This is a genomic window from Bacillus sp. JK62 (genome assembly GCF_053663455.1).
This window is the reverse complement of sequence record NZ_JBSJQA010000002.1, coordinates 60,603-78,771: the sequence shown is the minus strand read 5'-3', so window position 1 is coordinate 78,771 and position 18,169 is coordinate 60,603. Positions and strand designations below refer to the sequence as shown.

Sequence of the window (18,169 nt, the reverse complement as noted above, 5' to 3'; positions counted from 1 at the left end):
GGCATAAAAAAACAGACTCCCGCATCAGAGTCTGTCTTTTGTTCTCCATTCAACTTCGGCCCGGTAAATCGGCTGGCCGAGCGCGGAGAATTTTTCTTCGTATTCTGTCATAATATTGCCCTTCGGATCGCTGTTGTGCAGATCAAGACTGACTTCCGTCAGAAGCAGGCCGTATTCGGAAAAGCTTTTCAGAGAGTATTCGAATAAACCGCGGTTATCGGTTTTGAAATGAATCTCACCTGTTTCGCCCATCACTTCTTCGTATTTTTTCAAGAACGTTTTAAATGTTAAACGGCGCTTTTCGTGACGGTTTTTCGGCCACGGGTCAGAAAAGTTTAAATATACGCGCTTGATTTCTCCCCGTTCAAATACGTCATTCAGTGTTTCCGCGTCTATATTTAACAAACGGACATTGTGAGCCCCGCTGTCCTTTACTTTTTGGACGGCAGTGACGATGACGCTTTTAAACAGCTCAATTCCGATATAGTTGATATCCGGATTCTGCTTGGCCATTCCAGAAATGAACTGCCCTTTTCCCGTACCGACTTCAATATGGATCGGGTTGTCATTGCCAAAGACCGTGTTCCACCGCCCTTTATACTGGGCCGGATCACTGATGGCGATGTCAGCGTTTTCTGCCAGAAAATCATTCGCCCAAGGTTTATGGCGCATTCTCATATGATTGACACCTCTATCTATAATTTCGAGTAACAACATACCATGAAACATAAAGAGCCGCAAGCGCCTTTTAAAGGCGCCGGCTGCATAAAAAAAGAGGCTCCCCCGGTCCGGAACACTCATGTGATGCATAAAACCGCACCGCTTTGCACAATGTATGACACAGAAAGGATGTGTATATGAATCATGGGCTTAACAAGCGAACATCAGGTCCGGTTATTAAAGGACATATTGGCCGACCATCAATTGGATTGCTGCGGCACGGTTGCCGAGTATGAACAGCTGGAGCGCGTCATCAAATCATTGATGGCCAACACCGGGCTTGATTCAAATATAAAAAACGTGCTCGAGGATGTCTACCGCTACAGCCAGTCCGGCATCACGGCCGATTCCATCGACACGCATATTCAGGAGCACCAAAACCATTTGTCCCAATGGGTGGAGCAGATGGATTCGTACTCCTGACTACTTGACAATCCGCTTCATCAGGGCATGAAGCTCTTCCATGGCATCATGATACGCTTTGTCGTTTCCTTTTGATTTGTGCCAGGCGATGAAGGTGATGGTCTCCGATAACATGTACCACGCCATCCGCAGCCGAAGCCCTTCCGTGAGCTTCATGCCGTACATCCCAAGCCAGCTGTCCCACGCTGGCTCTTCGACGTAATGATACAATAAAGGGCCGAGATCCATGGCCGGATCGGCTATCATGGCGCCGTCCCAATCTATTAAATACAGCTGGTTGTCTTCTGACAGAAGCCAGTTATTATGATTCACATCACAATGGCAAACGACTTTTTCACCGAATTGCACCTGATCCACATGAGCTTCCAAATAAGCAAGGCCTTCCTGAATAAGCGGCGAAAATTGCCGCACAGCAAAGACGGCCTGCTTCAGCTGCGACAAAAGGGCGCCCGGATCAAGCGGTTCTTTTCCCAATCTTTTCAGCATGTCGAGCAAAGCTTTTGATGTGTGGATTTTGCGGAGCAGCTCAGCCACCGGGCGTCCGCTCATATCCTTTGCCTTCAGCTCCCTGCCCGCCATCCAATGCTGAGCCGTAATGACGTCTCCGTTTTCCATCCGTTTTGTCCAAACCAGCTTCGGAACAATGCCTTCGGCGGATAACACGGCTAAAAAGGGCGAGCTATTACGTTTTAAAAAAAGCTGTTGGCCGTTATGTTTCGCATAATATGCATCTCCTGTAGCTCCTCCGGCGGGGAAGATCTCCCAATCGCTACCTAGTAATTGTCCCAACCAGTTCATATCAATGTTCAACCCATCATTTCTTAAAATATTTTAGAATAGGCCTCCAGCCTTTCTCTATTGGCGGAGCGGCCTGTCATAAACAATTTCATGAGAATAAAAAAGACAGCTATTGAGAGTCTCATATGCTAATCAATAGCCGTCCTATAAATTTTAGCGCTACAGCACAAACTTCGTCAAGCAAAACTAGCAAGAACACCTGTGAATTCTGAAGATTTATGCCGCGAACCGCTCTTTTCCGTGAAACATTTGACGGGTTTCATTTGTTTATTATGTTTTTATTTTCAACGGCGCGCCGCCCGGCATAAGCCGAAACGGTGTCGTTCCGATCAGCTCGCCGTCAGCGTGAAACGGAATTTTCCCATCTGTTTCAAAAACGAATTCCTTCCCCTTTATCATCGTCACTCCGTCCATTTTGATATGCCGGCCGAAGCTCATCGCCCATAAAAAACGATACAGCGAAAAAAAGGACAGGTTTTCTGCAATGACAATATCAAAATGGTTTTGACGGGGATTTGCTGAAGGCGCCGCTTTCATGCCGCCTCCGTAATAAGGGTGATTAGCCGCAATGACAAACCAGACATTGCGGAATTCACGCTTCTGGCCGTCTGCCGTGCAAACAAATCTGAACGGCTGAAACCCCGAGGCCGTATGTAAATGCGCGAGCGGGTAAATCACAAAGCCGAGACGCAAAAACCGAAGAACGCGCGAAAACGGAAAATTCGCGGCTGCCTTCAAAACTGAGGCATCGAAGCCGACAGACAGGTGGTTAATAAAATAAAGTGATTGCGCTTTGTCATGAAAAAAGTTGATGTTTCCCGCAAAAAATTTCCGTGTAAGCGGGCGGTGCAGACTTTTGATTTCTTGGAGGAGCGCCGACTTCTTAATGCCGAGCCCTTTGGAAAAGTCATTGTACGAACCGGCGGGGACAAAGGTCAGCTCAATCTGATCCGTTCCTTTCAGTCCGTTAATGACTTCATGCATCGTCCCGTCACCGCCGATGACGAACAGCCGCTTAAGCTTATGATCCTGCATCATTGAAATCTGCCTCGCCAGCACCTCCGCATGTCCGGGATGCCCGGTCAAAAAAGAGCGGTGGCTGACCCCGCGCCTGGTCAGCTCTTTTTGAACTGATTTCCAGACACGCCGGCCCCGCCCGCCTCCTGAGACCGGATTAATAATAAAAAACCATTGACTCATCGTTTGTTTTCACCTGCTTCATAGATGAAGAGACAGCCGGCAAACGTCCGCTTTAATCAAGCCATTCCTGTCTCCGGCTTGAATCGCTCAACCCGTAAGACAAAAGAGCCTTCGCCGCCTTCAGCTGGTGGTGCTTGATCGGCGCCGTATTTTTCTGCTGCTTTTCCAGCCACCCTGCGGCAGTCCGTTTATCAGCTATTTCCAGCCCGTACGGCGGCTCCGGGTAATCAATATAAGACGTTCTGCTGAGCAAAAGCTTCCGCACGGGAATGTCGGCCTGCTTTTCTTTTATGATTTGCGAAACGACCGATCCCGTCCGTTGCAGGCTGAGAGACGGATTCAATACTTGGCGCGTGCTGCCGGAGCCTCTTTCTTCCCAAAAACGGTGTTTTGATCCGATATATACACTGTCCTCTTCCGCTTCCATAAAAGCGGCGCAGAAAATCTCCAGCGGCGAGATAATGATGATGCTCAGTTCGACGGACGCCTGCTGAATTTGCAGAACCGGATGATACATCACAAAATAGGAATCGGGCAGCTTTTGAGCCAGCATTTTTAACATCCTGTCCCTTTTGACCGCCTGCGAAAGCTCAGACTTTTGAGAAAGCGTGGAGCTCGCCCATTTTAATTGAAAGTCATACAGCTGATCTTTGAAAAAAGGCGCGAGCTCAGACTTTTGAGACGGAAGATTCCCGAACAGCGCCTCCTCTCCCTCCGGCTCATCAAACCATTGGTGCCTCTTTTCATTTATATCGGCCGTATTTTCTTCTTTTCTCTTTTTTAAGGAAAATTTTTTCCTGGCCGGCGCTTGATCGGTTTCCTCGCCGGCAGCCGTTTCCGTTTCTTCCGTTATCCGGTCAAACGCTTCAAGAAGCGCCTCCCAGCGTTCTTTCTTCAGCCGGATAAACTGGTTCATATAATGGTATGGATCAAGTTCATATCTGGATATGCAGTCGTGAATTTTGATGATCTGTGCCATGTGATTTCTCCACTCCGAATATTTGTTTATGTCAATTGAAACTGTGCGATTTCTTCGTATTTAGGCGACCGGTCAAGATGGGTCTGAAACAGGGAAAACCGGCTGACGGCACTTTGCACCCTGCCGCTTTCAAACGGCATATCGTCAGGAAACGGCCGGTCTCCCGCCCACTTCCGCGCCATCGTCATATGAGGGTGATACGGCCGTTTTTCCACTTGAAAACCGGCTTTCAAAACAGCCTGTTTTGTTTTTTCCCGCAAATCAAAGAGCAGTTCATTCCGTTCGGGCTCAAGGTGAAGCACTCTCGGCTGTCTGCGGTCGCCGAAAATATCCAGATGCTGAAACTGTACGGTAAACGGCTGCGCTGCCGACGCAGCATCTGCGAGCAGAGACGATAATTTCGCAAGCCGTTCTTCATCCGCGGCTCCGAGAAAAATGAGTGTAATATGATAGTCATGCGGGTGCACCCATTTTTTGAATGATAACGCCGGCTCCTTTTTGGCTGCTTCCCAAATCGGTTCAGCAATATCAGCCGGAATCGGAATGCCGATAAAATAATGCGGCAATGAAGCTTTCATACGAGGATCTCCCCCTCTTTGGTTATGGTGTTATTATAAAACGGATAAGCGGAGAGGAGAACCCTGTCCGCTCATTATGATAGGATATTATGTACCGAACGTTTTATACAGAAAGGAATGAGCCGGCCTTGAAAATCGCAAACAGCACGGCGGAGCTGATCGGCGGCACACCGATCGTAAAGCTCAATCGCCTTCAGCCAGAACATGCAGCACAGGTCTATTTAAAATTAGAATCGTTTAACCCGAGCGGCAGTGTCAAAGACAGAGCGGCTTTCAATATGATCATTGAAGCGGAAAACAGCGGGCATTTAAAACCCGGCTCTGTCATCATCGAACCGACAAGCGGCAACACAGGCATCGGCCTGGCGATGAACGCGGCGGCGCGCGGCTACAAGGCAATCCTCGTCATGCCTGACACGATGACGAAAGAACGCATCAACCTCCTGAAAGCGTACGGCGCGGAGGTTGTGTTAACACCGGGGGCGGAAAGAATGCCCGGCAGCATCAAAAAAGCGAAAGAACTCGCCGAACAGATTCCGGGAAGTTTTATCCCGATGCAATTCGATAACGGCGCAAATTCAGATGCCCACCGAAAAACGACAGCCATTGAAATCTATCAGGCCGTTCAGCAGCTCAACAGACCGCTCGGTGCTTTTGTGGCAACGGCGGGAACGGGCGGAACCATTACCGGAACCGGAGAAACGCTGAAAGAGCTTTTCCCGGATATGATTGTTCATGTCGCCGAGCCTGCGGGATCTCCCGTCCTGTCTGGCGGAAAACCCGGCGCTCATAAGCTTGTCGGGACAAGCCCCGGATTTATTCCCGGCATACTGAATCAGGACGTTTACGATGAAATCATGAAAATATCTGATGAAGATGCGTATACGACAACACGGCGTCTGGCCCGGGAAGAAGGCATACTCGTCGGCCCGTCTTCAGGCGCCGCCTGCTTTGCCGCCATTGAAACCGCCAAACGCCTCCCTTCCGAACAGATCGTCATCTGTATGACGGCCGATACGGGAGAACGTTATTTATCAACGGATTTATGGTCATTTGAATGATAAAAAGGGATGCCGCTTTCGGCGTCCCTTTTTATTATCACTTGGCAAGCTCATAAATGGCTTCGGCATATAAAGCCGTTGACCTGAGAAGGTCATCGATTTCAATGTACTCATCCTTTTGATGCGCGCTGTCAGGCCGGCCGGGGAACAGCGGCCCGAACGCGACGCCCGCCGAAAGGGATCTCGCATACGTTCCTCCGCCGATTGAAATCAGATCCGCTTTCTTTCCCGTTTGTCCTTCGTAAACCTTTTGAAGCGTCTTTACGAGCGGATGATCAGCAGAAACGTGGTGCGGTTTGCTGTCTTTAAATTCTTCAAGCCGGAATTCTTCAGCAGACGTAAAAGCATCACGGATGACTTTGCTGTCTGAAGTGACGGGATAACGGATGTTGATGCCGAGTTCTCCTTCCTCACCCTTTCTGTATGTAAAGGTGCCGACATTCAATGTCAGCTCTCCGCTGATGTCATCCCTGCAATCAATTTTCAGCTTTTTGCCTCGTGTATCATTTGAAAAATAGTCACTGATGGTTTTGACAAAGTGCTTTCCGGCTCCATCCAGCTCTGTTCCGTTAAGGCATTCAGCAAGCTTTAAGCCGGCATTGACACCATTATCCGGTTCCATCGCGTGGCATGATTTTCCGTACACCCGAAGCGTCAGTTTTCCATTTTCCGAAACTGCTTCACCTTGTGTTTTTGACTGCTCAAGCCATTTGCTGAAATACGCGTGCACGGCATCAAGACCGTTCCCTTCAATAACCGCTTCAGCCGCATCCGGCACCATGTTCAAACGCAGTCCTGAACGGAATGACAGAAGCACGTTTTTTGCGTCTTTGTCAGAAGCGCTTTTTACAATGCGCAGTGACGCATCTATAATTCCTTTTTCCGCGTTAATGATCGGAAAATCTGCGTCAGGAGCAAAGCCGATGTCAGGCATTTTTTCGTGTTTGAAGTAGTGATCCACGCATCTCCAATCACTTTCTTCATCCGTTCCGATGATGATTCTCACGCGTTTGGATAAAGGGAGCTGCATGTCTTTGACGATTTTCAGCGCATAAAACGCCGCCATTGTCGGCCCTTTATCATCAATGGCGCCTCTGGCATATATCCGGCCGTCCCTGATATCGGCTGAAAACGGATCGCTCGTCCAGCCGTCTCCGGGCGGAACGACATCGACGTGGCACAAAACGCCGACGATTTCGTCACCCGTTCCCCATTCAATATGGCCCGCATAGCCGTCAAGATTCTTTACGGTGAAGCCTTCTTTTTTACCGAATTCCAGCAGTGACGTCAGGCTGGCATTGACGCCTTCTCCAAACGGCCGGCCGGGACCGGCTGTTGATTCGTCCATTACGCTGTTGATCTGCAAAAACTTCTGCGTGTCACGGATCAGATCTTCTTTGTTTCTGATGACTTCAACTTCCCAGTTCATCACAAATCCCCTTTCTTGATAAAGACTTGCAAAATGTCGATAAAACGAATAATATAGATGATGTTTTGAAAAAATGTTCGTCATTGGAGGTACTTATGTTTCATCTCGACAAGCATCAAACGACAATAAAAAGAGAAATTACCGCGGGATTGACCACCTTTTTCACAATGGTGTATATCATTGTCGTCAATCCGGTGATCCTTTCCAATGCGGGAATTCCGTTTGACCAGGTGTTCACCGCGACGATTATCGCTTCCATTGTCGGAACTTTATGGATGGCTCTCGCTGCGAATTTTCCGATCGCCATTGCCCCCGGCATGGGCTTAAACGCGTATCTCGCCTTTCACGTTGTCGGCACAGGCAGCGGCATTACGTATCAGACGGCTTTCAGCGCCGTTTTTATCGCGGGAGTCATCTTTATTATTTTATCGTTAACGCCTTTAAGAAAACAACTTATAGAAGCGATTCCGGACAATTTAAAATACGGAATTACGACCGGCATCGGCTTATTTATCGCTTTTATCGGCTTACGCCAATCCGGAATCATCACGGCTGATAAATCTAATCTGGTCGCACTCGGCGATCTTCATTCGCCCGCCGTCATTTTAACGCTTATCGGACTTATCATCAGTATCGTGCTGATGGTGCTGAATGTAAACGGGGCTCTGTTCATCGGAATGGCGCTGACCGCCGTCATTGCCTTTTTGACCGGACAGATCCATTTTGCGAAAGGGTTCGTTTCATTCCCGCGCCTGCCGGAGGGTCTTTTGATCACAAATCCGTTCGGGGCCCTCGGGGATGTCGTGCATCACGGTCTGTACGCCGTTGTGTTTTCTTTTCTTCTCGTTACGATTTTTGACACGACCGGCACCATGATCGGTGTCGCCGAACAAGCGGGATTGATCAAAAACAATCAGCTGCCGAATGCCAGAAGAGCGCTGTTGGCTGATTCGACAGCTACGACGGTCGGAAGCATCTTCGGCACCAGCCCGACGACCGCGTTCGTTGAATCTTCAGCAGGTGTGGCCGCCGGCGGAAGAACGGGTCTGACGGCGCTGACGATTGCCGTTATGTTTGCCGTTTCCATGTTTTTCAGCCCGCTTGTCAGCGTCTTATCGGAAGTGTCCGCGATTACGTCACCGGCTCTGATTATTGTCGGCAGCCTGATGATGGGTGCTGTGTCGAATATCCGCTGGAATGAGCTTGACGAAGCGTTCCCGGCCTTTCTCGTCATTTTGGCGATGCCTTTAACGTCCAGTATTTCAACCGGAATCGCACTCGGCTTCATTTCATATCCGCTTGTTAAAGCAGCTAAGAAAAAATGGCGCGAAATCCATCCTTTAGTCATCATCTTTGCGGTGCTGTTTTTTATTCAGCTTTTTATTTTGAACGGACATTAAGAAAAATCCCTTTCCTTTTCGGAAAGGGATTTTTACATATAAAGAACGGAAAGAAGCGCGGCAATGAGACACCAGGCGGAACAGATAATTTGAATGACGGTTAATGCGCTGTTTCGCGCCCGGAAATAGTCATCGCTGTCTCTCTTGATACCGCTTAAAACCGGTTTATCCGTGATCCGGTCAAATAAAAGTGACGCGGCATAGCGGCTGACGATCGCAAATAAAATAAGGACTGCCGGCTTCACTAAGAGCGGAAGAACGAGAATAAGAGCCGTAAAAGCCGCGGTTAAAAGGTAAAGCTGCCGGAGATACCCGCCGTTTCGGATCAGCACTTTAAAGAACAATTCTTTCCACGCCGTATACGCCGACCGTTTTGTAAAGATGTGCTTTGAGCCGGGATATAAAAACGGCTTGTTCCGCCCTTTATTTTTACCATTCGGGAGCTGCACATCATGGCTGAGCATCAAAACAGAGGCCGCAAATGAAAGCTTCCGCCTGTTCTCCTCAAGCACTTCTTCCTCAAAGGCTGATAATGTCTCCGTCCCTTTCCAAATCAAAAAAGCGGAACAGATGAACAATATACATCCCGCCGGCCAAAGCCAATACCATTCGGCGGCATAGACGATCATAAAAAACGCACCCGCCATCAGAACCATCACTTTCAGCCAGCCCGCCGCCTGATTCCCGAATGTCCGCCTGCTGTTTTTTCTGTGCCGGTGCACCGCTAATATCGCGGTATGGAAGCCGAACAGACAGCAAAACATACCTGAATATGCCGGTAAGGTACAGTCACCGTACTGGCGCCATAAGGGAAATAATAATACGGCAAGCGCACCCCATTTGATAAGGGAAAGGAACATCGAATACAAAAGCGCGTACCGTTTCAGCTTTTGCATCAGATGTTTTGCATGCACCAAAAACACGTGATCCGCTTCCAGCAAAAAGGTATGAATAAAACCCGTGCACAACAGCAGGGCACTGAATACATACAGCCAGCCCCATCCTAATACTCCTGCCGCTCCACTAAGAAGCCCCCTGCCGTTCAGCCATTCAGCATATTGATAAACGGCAAATGCGGCAGCGGGAAGAACGATATACAGCGCGACCGTCCAATCAATGACCGTCTGAAACACCTTCCATTGATACCGCCAATAATGAAACAGCCTTTGAAAAAACAAAGCCCGCCCGGTCATCGCTGACTGCTCCGAACCGCTGAATAAAAGCAATCCAGCAGTGAACGGCTCCCCGTTTTTTCCTGAAGCTCCTCTAATGTGCCTTGAAGAAGCAGAGCGCCCTGATCCAGCAAATAAAATCGGTCGCAGATTTTTTCCGCCGTATCCAGAACATGCGTGCACATCAAAATCCCCGCGCCCCTTTCTTTCTCAGCAATCAGCATGTCGGTAAACAGCTTTGTTGAGATCGGATCAAGTCCGATAAAAGGCTCATCAATGATGTAAATATCCGGCTTCGCCAAAAATGCCTGTATGAGCATCAGCTTTTGCTGCATCCCTTTTGAAAAACCGGAAGGCAAATCATGTTTTACAGACGTCAGCGAAAACTCTTCAAGCAGCCGCCCTGCCCGCTCACGGCACTCTTCCCCTTCTATTCCCCGCAATGATCCGGTCAGCTCGAGGTGCTCCCAAAGCGTCAGTTCATCGTAAAAACTCGGCCGCTCCGGTATGTAAGCATAAGACGAATCATTCCACTCAATACCGCCTTCAATATCCCGGGACAGCCCGAGAACCGCCTTTATCACTGTACTTTTCCCCGCGCCGTTCGCTCCGATTAAACCGGAAATTTCACCAGCGTTGACTGACAGAGATACATTCGAAATCACCTTCGGCCTGTCAGCATAACCGGCGCAGACAATGTTTGCATTCAATAATTCTCCCAAACTTCTCACTCCCCCGTTTTCATACGGACATGTATAAAAAAAGTTTCAGTTTCCATAATAATAAAAGCGGGCCGGACATAGTAATGCACCAAGGCTGTACCCATTTGAAAAAATTACCTGCGCTTATTCCTAGATTCATGTCGTCCATATCGTGTATAATGGAGGCAGTTAAAAGAGAAAAAACAGAATGTCATCCTTTGTTGCTTATTCGTACGAAGTTTTAGAGTCGAAAGTTGTGGTATATCAAGTCCATCCGATCTTATGATAGGGAGTGGTTTTTTGAAACCTTCAACAAATCGTATGCTGACTCGGATTAAATCAGTTTACATGTTCATCCAGGAAAAAGGCCTTGTGACAACACAGGAACTGGTTGATGAATTCGGCATTACACCTAGAACCATTCAGCGAGACTTAAATGTGTTAGCATACAATGATCTTGTTCATAGTCCTAGCCGAGGCAAGTGGGAGACAACACGAAAAAAAGTGAAAATTACATCTTAAGCGAACAATTACATAAGGCCCTTTTCGGCCTGACATGCTGCAAGGCAAAGCAGCGTCTTTGCCTTGTTTTTTGTTCCTCTATATAAAAAGCCCAAAACAAATCTGTTTTGGGCTTTTCTGATATCGATTACACTTCTGCGCCTCTCAGCGTTTCGAGCTCCTCTTCAGTCAGCTCGCGGAATTCTCCCGGTTTAAGATCCGGGTCAAGTGAAACAGCCCCCATCGAAAGCCGCTTCAAATAAGCCACTTCATTTCCGACAGCCTTTGCCATCAGCTTCACCTGATGATATTTGCCTTCTGTAATGGTCAAGTGTATCACCGTTTCATCCGGGCTTTCTGTAATAATTTCAACGGCTGCCGGCTTCGTCTTATAGCCTCCTTCAATGACGACGCCTCTTTCCAGATGAACGATGTCTTCCGGTGACAGAGGTGAAATTAACCGGACCTCATATGTTTTAGGCACATGCTTTTTCGGAGAAAGGAGGCGATGAGCGAGCTGCCCGTCATTGGTCAGAAGCAAAAAGCCTTCCGTATCCTTATCAAGACGTCCCGCCGGAAACGGTTCAAATCGCTGTTCTTCAGGCGTCAGCAGATCAACCACCGTTTGCTGGCGGCTGTCTTCTGTAGCGGACAGCACTCCTTGCGGCTTATTCATCATGACATAAATAAATTCACGATAGTCTGCCGGCTCTCCGTATACCGTGATGTCCTGTTTTTCCGGATCGACATGGGTTTTCACATCTTTCGCCGGCTCTCCGTCAATCATGACAGCCCCGGCCTTGACGATTTTTTTCACATCTTTTCTTGAGCCGAATCCGCTGTTGGCAAGCAGCTTATCAAGTCTCATCCTGATCCTCTCCTTTAAAAAGAAAAGCCCGCGATAAGCGGACTATTTATTATTTCTCAATGGGCGGAATGCCTGCCTCTCCTCAAAACGCGGGGCAGACGGTTTCCAAACATTTTCTGTAAAAATCCGATTCGGTATGCGGCAAACATGTACACCGCACCGCCGACAGCGGCGCAGACAAAGACGACAATCGCCGCATGCACCTGGCCGCTTTGGTATGTTACAAAGAAGCTGAGCAGCCATTGAGTCAGCTTGACCGCGACTCCCATCACGACGGACAGGACTGCGATTAAAATGACCCGTTTTATAAGTACCGTATACGAATAGCCCGCATGGCGCTTAATCATGATAAAACCGTACAGAAGAGAAGCGATATAACCGAGCGCCGTTGCCAAGATGGCCCCGTCTCCCTGAAACAGCTTGATCAGCGGCACGTTCAGCACCACTTTTATAATGACGCCGATGAAAAGGCTCACGACAGCAAATTTCTGCTTATTAATCCCTTGCAGGATCGCGGCGTTTACGGTAAACAGAGAAAACAGAATCGCGACAGGCGCGTACCAGAACAATATATCCTGTCCGATATCCGGGCGAAGACTTTCAGAGCCGTAGAAGAACGTATAGGCCGGACCCGATAACACGGACATCCCGACAACGGCGGGAATAACCAAAAACAGAATGATTTGCATCGTCTGGTTAATCTGCTGGTTCAAAAGCTTATAATTCCTGCTCGTAAACGATTCAGTAATCGTCGGAATCAGCGTCAGACCGAAAGCGGTCGCCAGAGAAACCGGGATCATCACAAGCTTCGGCACATAAAGGGTGACAATCGCAAGCATGTCCTGGCTGATATCCTTATGGCCCGCCGCAATCATCGCTTTATTAAACGTATTCGTATCGATATATGAATACAAAGGAATCGCCAGTCCGACAAATACGTAAGGAGCGGCATAACTGAAAAGCTCAATGAACATTTTTTTATAACTTAAGTTCGCAGACGGGACGAGATTCGGCTTCATCGCCAGAAGATCGCCCTTCCGCTTATTCCAGTAAATATAAAGGACGACAAGCCCTCCGAATGATCCGATCAGCGCCGCGAAAGTCGCGTATCCGACTGCGATGACAAGGCCGCCGTTGATCACTCTTAAAATCAAATACGTTGCGCCCAATAAAAAGATGATCCGGGCAAGCTGCTCCACAACCTGTGAAACGGCTGTGGGCCCCATCATCTGATGACCTTGGAAAAAACCGCGCACAAGACTCATAATCGGCACGACCAAAAGTGCCAGACTGACCATCCGGATGACATAAACGACGTGGTCAATCGTAAGTCCGTTGTTACTCGTGCCGCCGAGAGATGTTTCCGCAAAAAACGGCGCCGAAATATAAAGAATTGAAAAAGCGATCATCCCGGTTACGAGCATAACCGACATTCCCGCTCTCAGCATCCGCCTGCTCGTCTCATAGTCTCCTTTGGAGTTATATTTCGAGACAAATTTTGAAACCGCGGCGGGAAATCCCATCGTGGCAATGTTTAAAAACAGTGTATATTGATTATATCCGTATTGAAACAAAGCTCCGCCCGTCGCTCCGACCATCGCTCCGAACGGGATCAGATAAATCATCCCTAAAATCCGCGATATATAGGTTCCGAGCGTCAGCACGAACGTGCCCCTTAACAATTTGCTTGACATGTTTCCTCATCACCATTTTCTACGAAGATTCAACTTTTCTATTTTAACACAACTGGGCAATTAGACGGTAATAATTACAGCGGGAAACTTTTTGGGAAAGCTCTTTAAAAAACAAAATACGTTTAAGGAATCCCTTTCTTTCGCTATAATAGCAGAAAGCGGACTTTTCCGCCTATTATACGTGAAAAAGAAAGTTGTTGATGAAATATGAAACATTATGACGTCATTGTGATCGGCGGCGGCCCGTCCGGTTTAATGGCTGCGATTGCGGCAGGCGAAGAAGGGGCGGACGTATTATTAATCGATAAAGGAAACAAGCTGGGACGGAAGCTGGCGATTTCCGGCGGCGGGCGCTGCAACGTGACCAACCGCCTCCCCGTTGAAGAAATCATTAAACACATCCCCGGCAACGGCCGCTTTTTATACAGCGCGTTTTCCGAATTTAATAATGAAGATATCATCGCCTTTTTTGAAAAACTCGGCATTCAGCTGAAAGAAGAAGACCACGGGCGCATGTTCCCGGTGACGGACAAAGCGCAAAGCGTTGTCGATGCGCTTTTGAATCGATTAAAACAACTGAATGTCACCATCCGCACAAATGAAAAAATCAAAGAGGTGCGGTACGAGAACGGCAGGACAGCGGGCATTACGACAAACAATGACGAACACATTAACGCAGACGCCGTCATTATCGCGGTCGGCGGAAAATCAGTCCCGCATACCGGCAGCACCGGAGACGGCTATGCATGGGCGGAAGCGGCCGGTCATACCGTGACCGAACTCTTTCCGACGGAAGTGCCGGTTACGTCGTCAGAACCGTTTATTAAACAAAAAACACTTCAGGGGCTGTCCCTTAGAAACGCGGCCGTCAGCGTCCTGAATAAAAAAGGCAAACCTATTGTCACACACGTGATGGACATGCTGTTTACCCATTTCGGCTTGTCAGGCCCCGCCATTCTCCGCTGCAGCCAGTTTGTCGTCAAAGAACTGAAAAAGCAGCCCGATGTCAAACTACGCATCGATCTGTTTCCCGGCATCAACGAGGAAGAGTTATTTCAAAAGATGCACAAGGAACTGAAAGACGCACCGAAAAAAGCGCTCAAAAACGCGCTGAAGCCGTGGATGCAGGAACGGTATCTGCTTTTTCTTCTGGAACGGAACGGTCTTGATCCGCAGACAAGCTTTACGGAACTGCCGAAGGATCAATTCAGGGCTTTTGTCAAAGACTGCAAACAATTTACGGTTGCCGCTGACGGAACGCTTTCTTTGGACAAAGCGTTTGTCACAGGCGGAGGTGTTTCCGTAAAAGAGATTGAGCCGAAACAAATGGCGTCTAAAAAAATGGAAGGCTTATATTTTTGCGGAGAAATACTCGACATTCACGGCTATACCGGGGGCTACAATATCACTTCAGCCTTTGTCACGGGGCGTCTCGCCGGTTTGAATGCAGGACGTTTCTCACGCTCGCTGTAAATGGTTTAAAGCGCATTTACCTGAGCGTCCCCGTTGATAATTGACCAAAAACATGATACAGTTTTCTGCGTTTTGTTTCACCTGATTGAGGGAACAGGAAGAAAGGAATGATCTGCAATCGTGCGACCATACTAAAAAGTGGCGTATTGAAAAAAATAGTCAGAGGGTGAGAACGTTTGAAGAAGAACATCTCCAGTGTTTTTTGGATTGTGATTGTCATCACAGCCGCTGCGGTTTTATGGGGGGCCATTTCTCCTGACAGCCTGCAGCAAGTCACTGATACGGCACAAAAATTTATTACGGATTCTTTCGGCTGGTATTATCTGCTGGTCGTTTCTATATTTGTCGGTTTCTGTCTCTTTCTCATTGTGAGTCCGATCGGCACAATAAAACTCGGAAAACCCGGGGAAAAACCGGAATTCGGCTTATTATCATGGTTTGCCATGCTTTTCAGCGCGGGCATGGGAATCGGTTTGGTATTTTACGGGGCTGCGGAACCGATCAGCCATTACGCCATCAGCTCTCCCTCAGGTGAAACAGAAACACCACAAGCATTTCGTGATGCGCTCCGGTACACGTTTTTCCACTGGGGGCTGCACGCTTGGGCCATCTATGCGGTCGTCGCTTTATGTATCGCATATTTTCAATTCCGAAAAGACGCGCCCGGTTTGATCAGCAGCACACTGACACCGCTTTTGGGCGATAAAGTAAACGGGCCGATCGGCAAAGCAATTGACTGTATCGCGGTGTTTGCGACCGTTGTCGGTGTGGCGACAAGCTTAGGGCTCGGAGCGACTCAGATCAACGGCGGCCTGCATTATTTATTCGGCATTCCGAAAACATTTTCCATTCAGCTGATCCTGATCGCTGTCGTGACCGTGTTATTTTTGATTTCTGCGTGGAGCGGAATCGGCAAAGGGATTAAATACTTAAGCAATACCAACATGGCGCTCGCGGCTATTTTAATGATCTTTATGCTCATTGCAGGCCCGACGGTGCTGATTATGAACTCATTTACCGATTCTATCGGCCAATACATCCAAAATATCGTGCAGATGAGCTTTCGCTTGTCTCCGAATGATCCCCAAAAACGCGAATGGATTAACAGCTGGACCATTTTCTATTGGGCCTGGTGGATATCCTGGTCGCCGTTTGTCGGCATTTTCATCGCCCGTGTATCAAGGGGCCGGACGATCCGGGAATTTTTAATCGGGGTGTTGGTGACACCTTGTATATTGGCTTTCTTATGGTTTGCGATTTTCGGTGTATCCGCGATGGATCTTCAGCAGAAAGGCGTATTCAATGTCGCGGGAATGTCAACGGATACGATGCTGTTCGGCGCACTCAGCCACTATCCGCTGACAATGGTGACATCCGTATTAACGCTTGTTCTGATCGCTGTATTCTTTATTACATCAGCGGATTCAGCGACATTTGTGCTTGGAATGCAAACGTCTTACGGCTCTTTGGACCCGTCAAACCGGGTGAAAATCATCTGGGGCGTCATCCAGTCCGCCGTGGCAGCTGTATTATTATATTCCGGCGGTCTGGCCGCACTGCAAAACACGGCCATTCTCGCCGCGGTTCCGTTTTCAGTCGTGATCCTTCTGATGATCGTGTCTCTGTACAAGTCATTAGCGAGCGAAAGAAAAGGAATCAAACAAGCGGAGAAATACCAAAAACCGAGAAGTCCCCGCGTCAAAAAAGCATAATGCACAAAGAAGCCCGGCATTTCATCCGGGCTTTTTTATTTTCGGTATAAAATGAGAGCGGAAAAACAATAAAGCTGCTCACCTTCAGGATCACAGGCCGCCGCTACCGTATATTTAATATCAACGAGCTGTTCATCAGAAATCCCCTTTAAAAATGTATTGACTTCAGTCTGCAGATCCTTTTCATGCTCCTCATCAAAAACAGCTATCTTCAGCACATCACCCTCTCCTTTCTCTATCAATTTATTCCGGTTCAATTGAAATATGATAGAGAAAAACAGATTTTCTTTTTTACTTATTTTTACTAAAAGTAACCAAAAATAGTTGTTGAAAACGCTTACTCTCATATGATAATATCATTTTAACAATAACCAGGTCATTTCTATTTAGTAAATATTTAGTAAAAAGGAGATGCGAAATGGTCCGTCTCAAAGATATTGCCTTACAGGCATCTGTATCCAGCGCGACAGTATCGAGAATTTTGAATAAGGATGACTCTTTGGCCGTGACTGATGAAACAAGAGAAAAAGTTCTGAGGATCGCCGATGAGCTGGGCTATCAGCCGTCGGCAAAAAAACGGAAGAACCGCAGCCGCAGCGATTCAGCGCCACTGATCGGCGTTGTCAGCTGCCTGTCACCGGAAGAAGAACGGCAGGATCCTTATTTTTCAGCGATCCGAAAAGGCATTGAGGAAGAATGCTTTCGGCAAAAAGTTTTTATCACATCTTCTATCCATCTCGGTTCTTTTCAAGAGCATATGTTTCACGAACTGGACGGCGTGATCGTAATCGGCAGCCTGCAAGACGAGGCGCTTACGAATATCAGCGCCGCTTGCAGGCACGCGGTATTTGTTAACGGCACCCCCGATCCCGCCCGCTACGATTCCGTCAGCGTGGATTTTTATGCCGCAGCACAGAAGGCGATCGAACATCTTCTGTCGCTCGGTTACCAGCGGCTCGGTTATATCGGCGGCCGGGAGCGGGAGCATACCGTCATAGACGGTGTAAACAGCAATAAAACGATTGAGGATAAGCGTCTGACCGCTTTCTTACAAATGGCCGGCGCCGGGCCGGAGCATGTACTGATCGGCGAATACAGCATGCACGAAGGGTTCCGGCTGATGAATGAAGCCATCAAAGGCGGAAGTCTCCCCGATGCCTTTTTTATCGCAAGTGATTCGATGGCTGTCGGCGCTTTAAAAGCCTTGCAGGAAGCCGGCCTTCAAGTCCCGCGCGATACGGCAATTGTCAGCTTCAACGGAATTGATGAGGCAGAATACGCCAGCACGCCGTTATCAACGGTAAAAGTATACACGGAAGAGATGGGCCGGACGGGTGTCAAATTGCTTCTCGACCGTTTAAATGGCAGAACCGTCCCGCTGGCCGTGACGCTCCCCACTTCATTGATTGTCAGACAAAGCTGCGGCTCACAAGAAAGGAGGTGACATGTCCCGCAGCGTT

18 protein-coding genes are annotated in these 18,169 nt (G+C 48.3%); 7 read left to right on the top strand and 11 right to left on the bottom strand.

The features are described 5' to 3' along the window. Positions 1 to 24 precede the first annotated feature (24 nt). Positions 25 to 678, bottom strand: coding sequence for a tRNA (guanosine(46)-N7)-methyltransferase TrmB (trmB, locus tag ACWJJ4_RS05530; protein ID WP_003152359.1), 654 nt, complete (start codon positions 676 to 678; stop codon positions 25 to 27). Between the two features lie 186 nt (positions 679 to 864). On the opposite strand from trmB, the gene ACWJJ4_RS05525 reads away from it, so the two are divergent. After that, complete coding sequence (locus tag ACWJJ4_RS05525; RefSeq protein WP_003152357.1) at positions 865 to 1,143, top strand: YtzH-like family protein; 279 nt, start codon at positions 865 to 867, stop codon at positions 1,141 to 1,143. Here the strand turns inward: ACWJJ4_RS05525 and ACWJJ4_RS05520 are convergent, their stop codons facing one another. The 4 genes from ACWJJ4_RS05520 to thpR form a co-directional block, all read right to left on the bottom strand. After that, a complete protein-coding gene (locus tag ACWJJ4_RS05520) occupies positions 1,144 to 1,941 on the bottom strand; it encodes a phosphotransferase family protein (protein WP_003152355.1) in 798 nt (265 codons plus the stop codon). It abuts the gene before it with no gap. A gap of 270 nt (positions 1,942 to 2,211) precedes the next feature. Beyond that, positions 2,212 to 3,141, bottom strand: coding sequence for a YegS/Rv2252/BmrU family lipid kinase (locus ACWJJ4_RS05515; protein WP_015387838.1), 930 nt, complete (start codon positions 3,139 to 3,141; stop codon positions 2,212 to 2,214). Between the two features lie 52 nt (positions 3,142 to 3,193). After that, complete coding sequence (locus ACWJJ4_RS05510; protein ID WP_077722718.1) at positions 3,194 to 4,120, bottom strand: hypothetical protein; 927 nt, start codon at positions 4,118 to 4,120, stop codon at positions 3,194 to 3,196. A 26-nt stretch (positions 4,121 to 4,146) separates the two neighbouring features. Then, positions 4,147 to 4,698 carry an RNA 2',3'-cyclic phosphodiesterase gene (gene thpR, locus ACWJJ4_RS05505; protein ID WP_071391478.1) on the bottom strand — a complete coding sequence of 184 codons (552 nt, stop codon included), beginning with the start codon at positions 4,696 to 4,698 and terminating at the stop codon, positions 4,147 to 4,149. An 89-nt stretch (positions 4,699 to 4,787) separates the two neighbouring features. On the opposite strand from thpR, the gene cysK reads away from it, so the two are divergent. Then, positions 4,788 to 5,759, top strand: a complete 972-nt coding sequence (gene cysK, locus ACWJJ4_RS05500; RefSeq protein WP_454021495.1) for a cysteine synthase A — start codon at positions 4,788 to 4,790, stop codon at positions 5,757 to 5,759. Positions 5,760 to 5,796: 37 nt separating this feature from the next. Here cysK and pepV read toward each other — a convergent pair whose 3' ends face one another. Continuing rightward, a complete protein-coding gene (pepV, locus tag ACWJJ4_RS05495; RefSeq protein ID WP_156735666.1) occupies positions 5,797 to 7,188 on the bottom strand; it encodes a dipeptidase PepV in 1,392 nt (463 codons plus the stop codon). A gap of 95 nt (positions 7,189 to 7,283) precedes the next feature. Here pepV and ACWJJ4_RS05490 point away from each other — a divergent pair, with 95 nt between their 5' ends. Next, positions 7,284 to 8,588, top strand: a complete 1,305-nt coding sequence (locus ACWJJ4_RS05490) for an NCS2 family permease (RefSeq protein WP_146277358.1) — start codon at positions 7,284 to 7,286, stop codon at positions 8,586 to 8,588. Positions 8,589 to 8,620: 32 nt separating this feature from the next. On the opposite strand, the gene ACWJJ4_RS05485 is transcribed toward ACWJJ4_RS05490, so the two are convergent. Together ACWJJ4_RS05485 and ACWJJ4_RS05480 are read right to left on the bottom strand one after the other, a co-directional pair. Further along, entirely contained in the window at positions 8,621 to 9,781 is a 1,161-nt protein-coding gene (locus tag ACWJJ4_RS05485; protein WP_454021494.1) for an ABC transporter permease, read from the bottom strand. Then, on the bottom strand, positions 9,778 to 10,482 hold the full coding sequence (locus ACWJJ4_RS05480; protein ID WP_003152339.1) for an ABC transporter ATP-binding protein: 705 nt from the start codon (positions 10,480 to 10,482) through the stop codon (positions 9,778 to 9,780). The genes ACWJJ4_RS05485 and ACWJJ4_RS05480 overlap by 4 nt, the downstream gene beginning before the upstream one ends. A 279-nt stretch (positions 10,483 to 10,761) precedes the next feature. On the opposite strand from ACWJJ4_RS05480, the gene ACWJJ4_RS05475 reads away from it, so the two are divergent. Then, the gene (locus ACWJJ4_RS05475; protein WP_003152337.1) at positions 10,762 to 10,983 is read left to right on the top strand and encodes a DeoR family transcriptional regulator; all 222 of its coding nucleotides are present in this window, start codon (positions 10,762 to 10,764) and stop codon (positions 10,981 to 10,983) included. Positions 10,984 to 11,110: 127 nt separating this feature from the next. On the opposite strand, the gene ACWJJ4_RS05470 is transcribed toward ACWJJ4_RS05475, so the two are convergent. Next, positions 11,111 to 11,830, bottom strand: coding sequence for a pseudouridine synthase (locus ACWJJ4_RS05470; RefSeq protein ID WP_007613195.1), 720 nt, complete (start codon positions 11,828 to 11,830; stop codon positions 11,111 to 11,113). A 56-nt stretch (positions 11,831 to 11,886) separates the two neighbouring features. Continuing rightward, positions 11,887 to 13,524 (bottom strand): putative polysaccharide biosynthesis protein, encoded by a 1,638-nt coding sequence (locus ACWJJ4_RS05465; RefSeq protein ID WP_003152313.1) that lies wholly within the window; start codon positions 13,522 to 13,524, stop codon positions 11,887 to 11,889. Between the two features lie 207 nt (positions 13,525 to 13,731). Here ACWJJ4_RS05465 and ACWJJ4_RS05460 point away from each other — a divergent pair, with 207 nt between their 5' ends. Beyond that, positions 13,732 to 14,997 carry a BaiN/RdsA family NAD(P)/FAD-dependent oxidoreductase gene (locus ACWJJ4_RS05460; RefSeq protein ID WP_003152311.1) on the top strand — a complete coding sequence of 422 codons (1,266 nt, stop codon included), beginning with the start codon at positions 13,732 to 13,734 and terminating at the stop codon, positions 14,995 to 14,997. Between the two features lie 176 nt (positions 14,998 to 15,173). Beyond that, the gene (gene opuD, locus ACWJJ4_RS05455) at positions 15,174 to 16,709 is read left to right on the top strand and encodes a glycine betaine transporter OpuD (RefSeq protein ID WP_012118228.1); all 1,536 of its coding nucleotides are present in this window, start codon (positions 15,174 to 15,176) and stop codon (positions 16,707 to 16,709) included. A 35-nt stretch (positions 16,710 to 16,744) separates the two neighbouring features. Here opuD and ACWJJ4_RS05450 read toward each other — a convergent pair whose 3' ends face one another. Beyond that, on the bottom strand, positions 16,745 to 16,927 hold the full coding sequence (locus tag ACWJJ4_RS05450) for a sporulation protein Cse60 (protein ID WP_003152309.1): 183 nt from the start codon (positions 16,925 to 16,927) through the stop codon (positions 16,745 to 16,747). 200 nt (positions 16,928 to 17,127) lie between these two features. Here ACWJJ4_RS05450 and ACWJJ4_RS05445 point away from each other — a divergent pair, with 200 nt between their 5' ends. Continuing rightward, positions 17,128 to 18,153 (top strand): LacI family DNA-binding transcriptional regulator, encoded by a 1,026-nt coding sequence (locus ACWJJ4_RS05445; protein WP_454021493.1) that lies wholly within the window; start codon positions 17,128 to 17,130, stop codon positions 18,151 to 18,153. Positions 18,154 to 18,169 lie beyond the last annotated feature (16 nt).

What these genes read in the sequence shown, in the direction of transcription:
- cysK (WP_454021495.1), top strand. Translation starts at nt 4,788, where the DNA reads ATGTACCGAACGTTTTATACAGAAAGGAATGAGCCGGCCTTGAAAATC.
- ACWJJ4_RS05510 (WP_077722718.1), bottom strand. Translation starts at nt 4,120, where the DNA reads ATGGCACAGATCATCAAAATTCACGACTGCATATCCAGATATGAACTT.
- ACWJJ4_RS05460 (WP_003152311.1), top strand. Translation starts at nt 13,732, where the DNA reads ATGAAACATTATGACGTCATTGTGATCGGCGGCGGCCCGTCCGGTTTA.
- ACWJJ4_RS05465 (WP_003152313.1), bottom strand. Translation starts at nt 13,524, where the DNA reads ATGTCAAGCAAATTGTTAAGGGGCACGTTCGTGCTGACGCTCGGAACC.
- ACWJJ4_RS05515 (WP_015387838.1), bottom strand. Translation starts at nt 3,141, where the DNA reads ATGAGTCAATGGTTTTTTATTATTAATCCGGTCTCAGGAGGCGGGCGG.
- ACWJJ4_RS05520 (WP_003152355.1), bottom strand. Translation starts at nt 1,941, where the DNA reads ATGAACTGGTTGGGACAATTACTAGGTAGCGATTGGGAGATCTTCCCC.
- trmB (WP_003152359.1), bottom strand. Translation starts at nt 678, where the DNA reads ATGAGAATGCGCCATAAACCTTGGGCGAATGATTTTCTGGCAGAAAAC.
- pepV (WP_156735666.1), bottom strand. Translation starts at nt 7,188, where the DNA reads ATGAACTGGGAAGTTGAAGTCATCAGAAACAAAGAAGATCTGATCCGT.
- ACWJJ4_RS05445 (WP_454021493.1), top strand. Translation starts at nt 17,128, where the DNA reads ATGGTCCGTCTCAAAGATATTGCCTTACAGGCATCTGTATCCAGCGCG.
- thpR (WP_071391478.1), bottom strand. Translation starts at nt 4,698, where the DNA reads ATGAAAGCTTCATTGCCGCATTATTTTATCGGCATTCCGATTCCGGCT.
- ACWJJ4_RS05525 (WP_003152357.1), top strand. Translation starts at nt 865, where the DNA reads ATGGGCTTAACAAGCGAACATCAGGTCCGGTTATTAAAGGACATATTG.
- ACWJJ4_RS05485 (WP_454021494.1), bottom strand. Translation starts at nt 9,781, where the DNA reads ATGACCGGGCGGGCTTTGTTTTTTCAAAGGCTGTTTCATTATTGGCGG.
- ACWJJ4_RS05490 (WP_146277358.1), top strand. Translation starts at nt 7,284, where the DNA reads ATGTTTCATCTCGACAAGCATCAAACGACAATAAAAAGAGAAATTACC.
- ACWJJ4_RS05470 (WP_007613195.1), bottom strand. Translation starts at nt 11,830, where the DNA reads ATGAGACTTGATAAGCTGCTTGCCAACAGCGGATTCGGCTCAAGAAAA.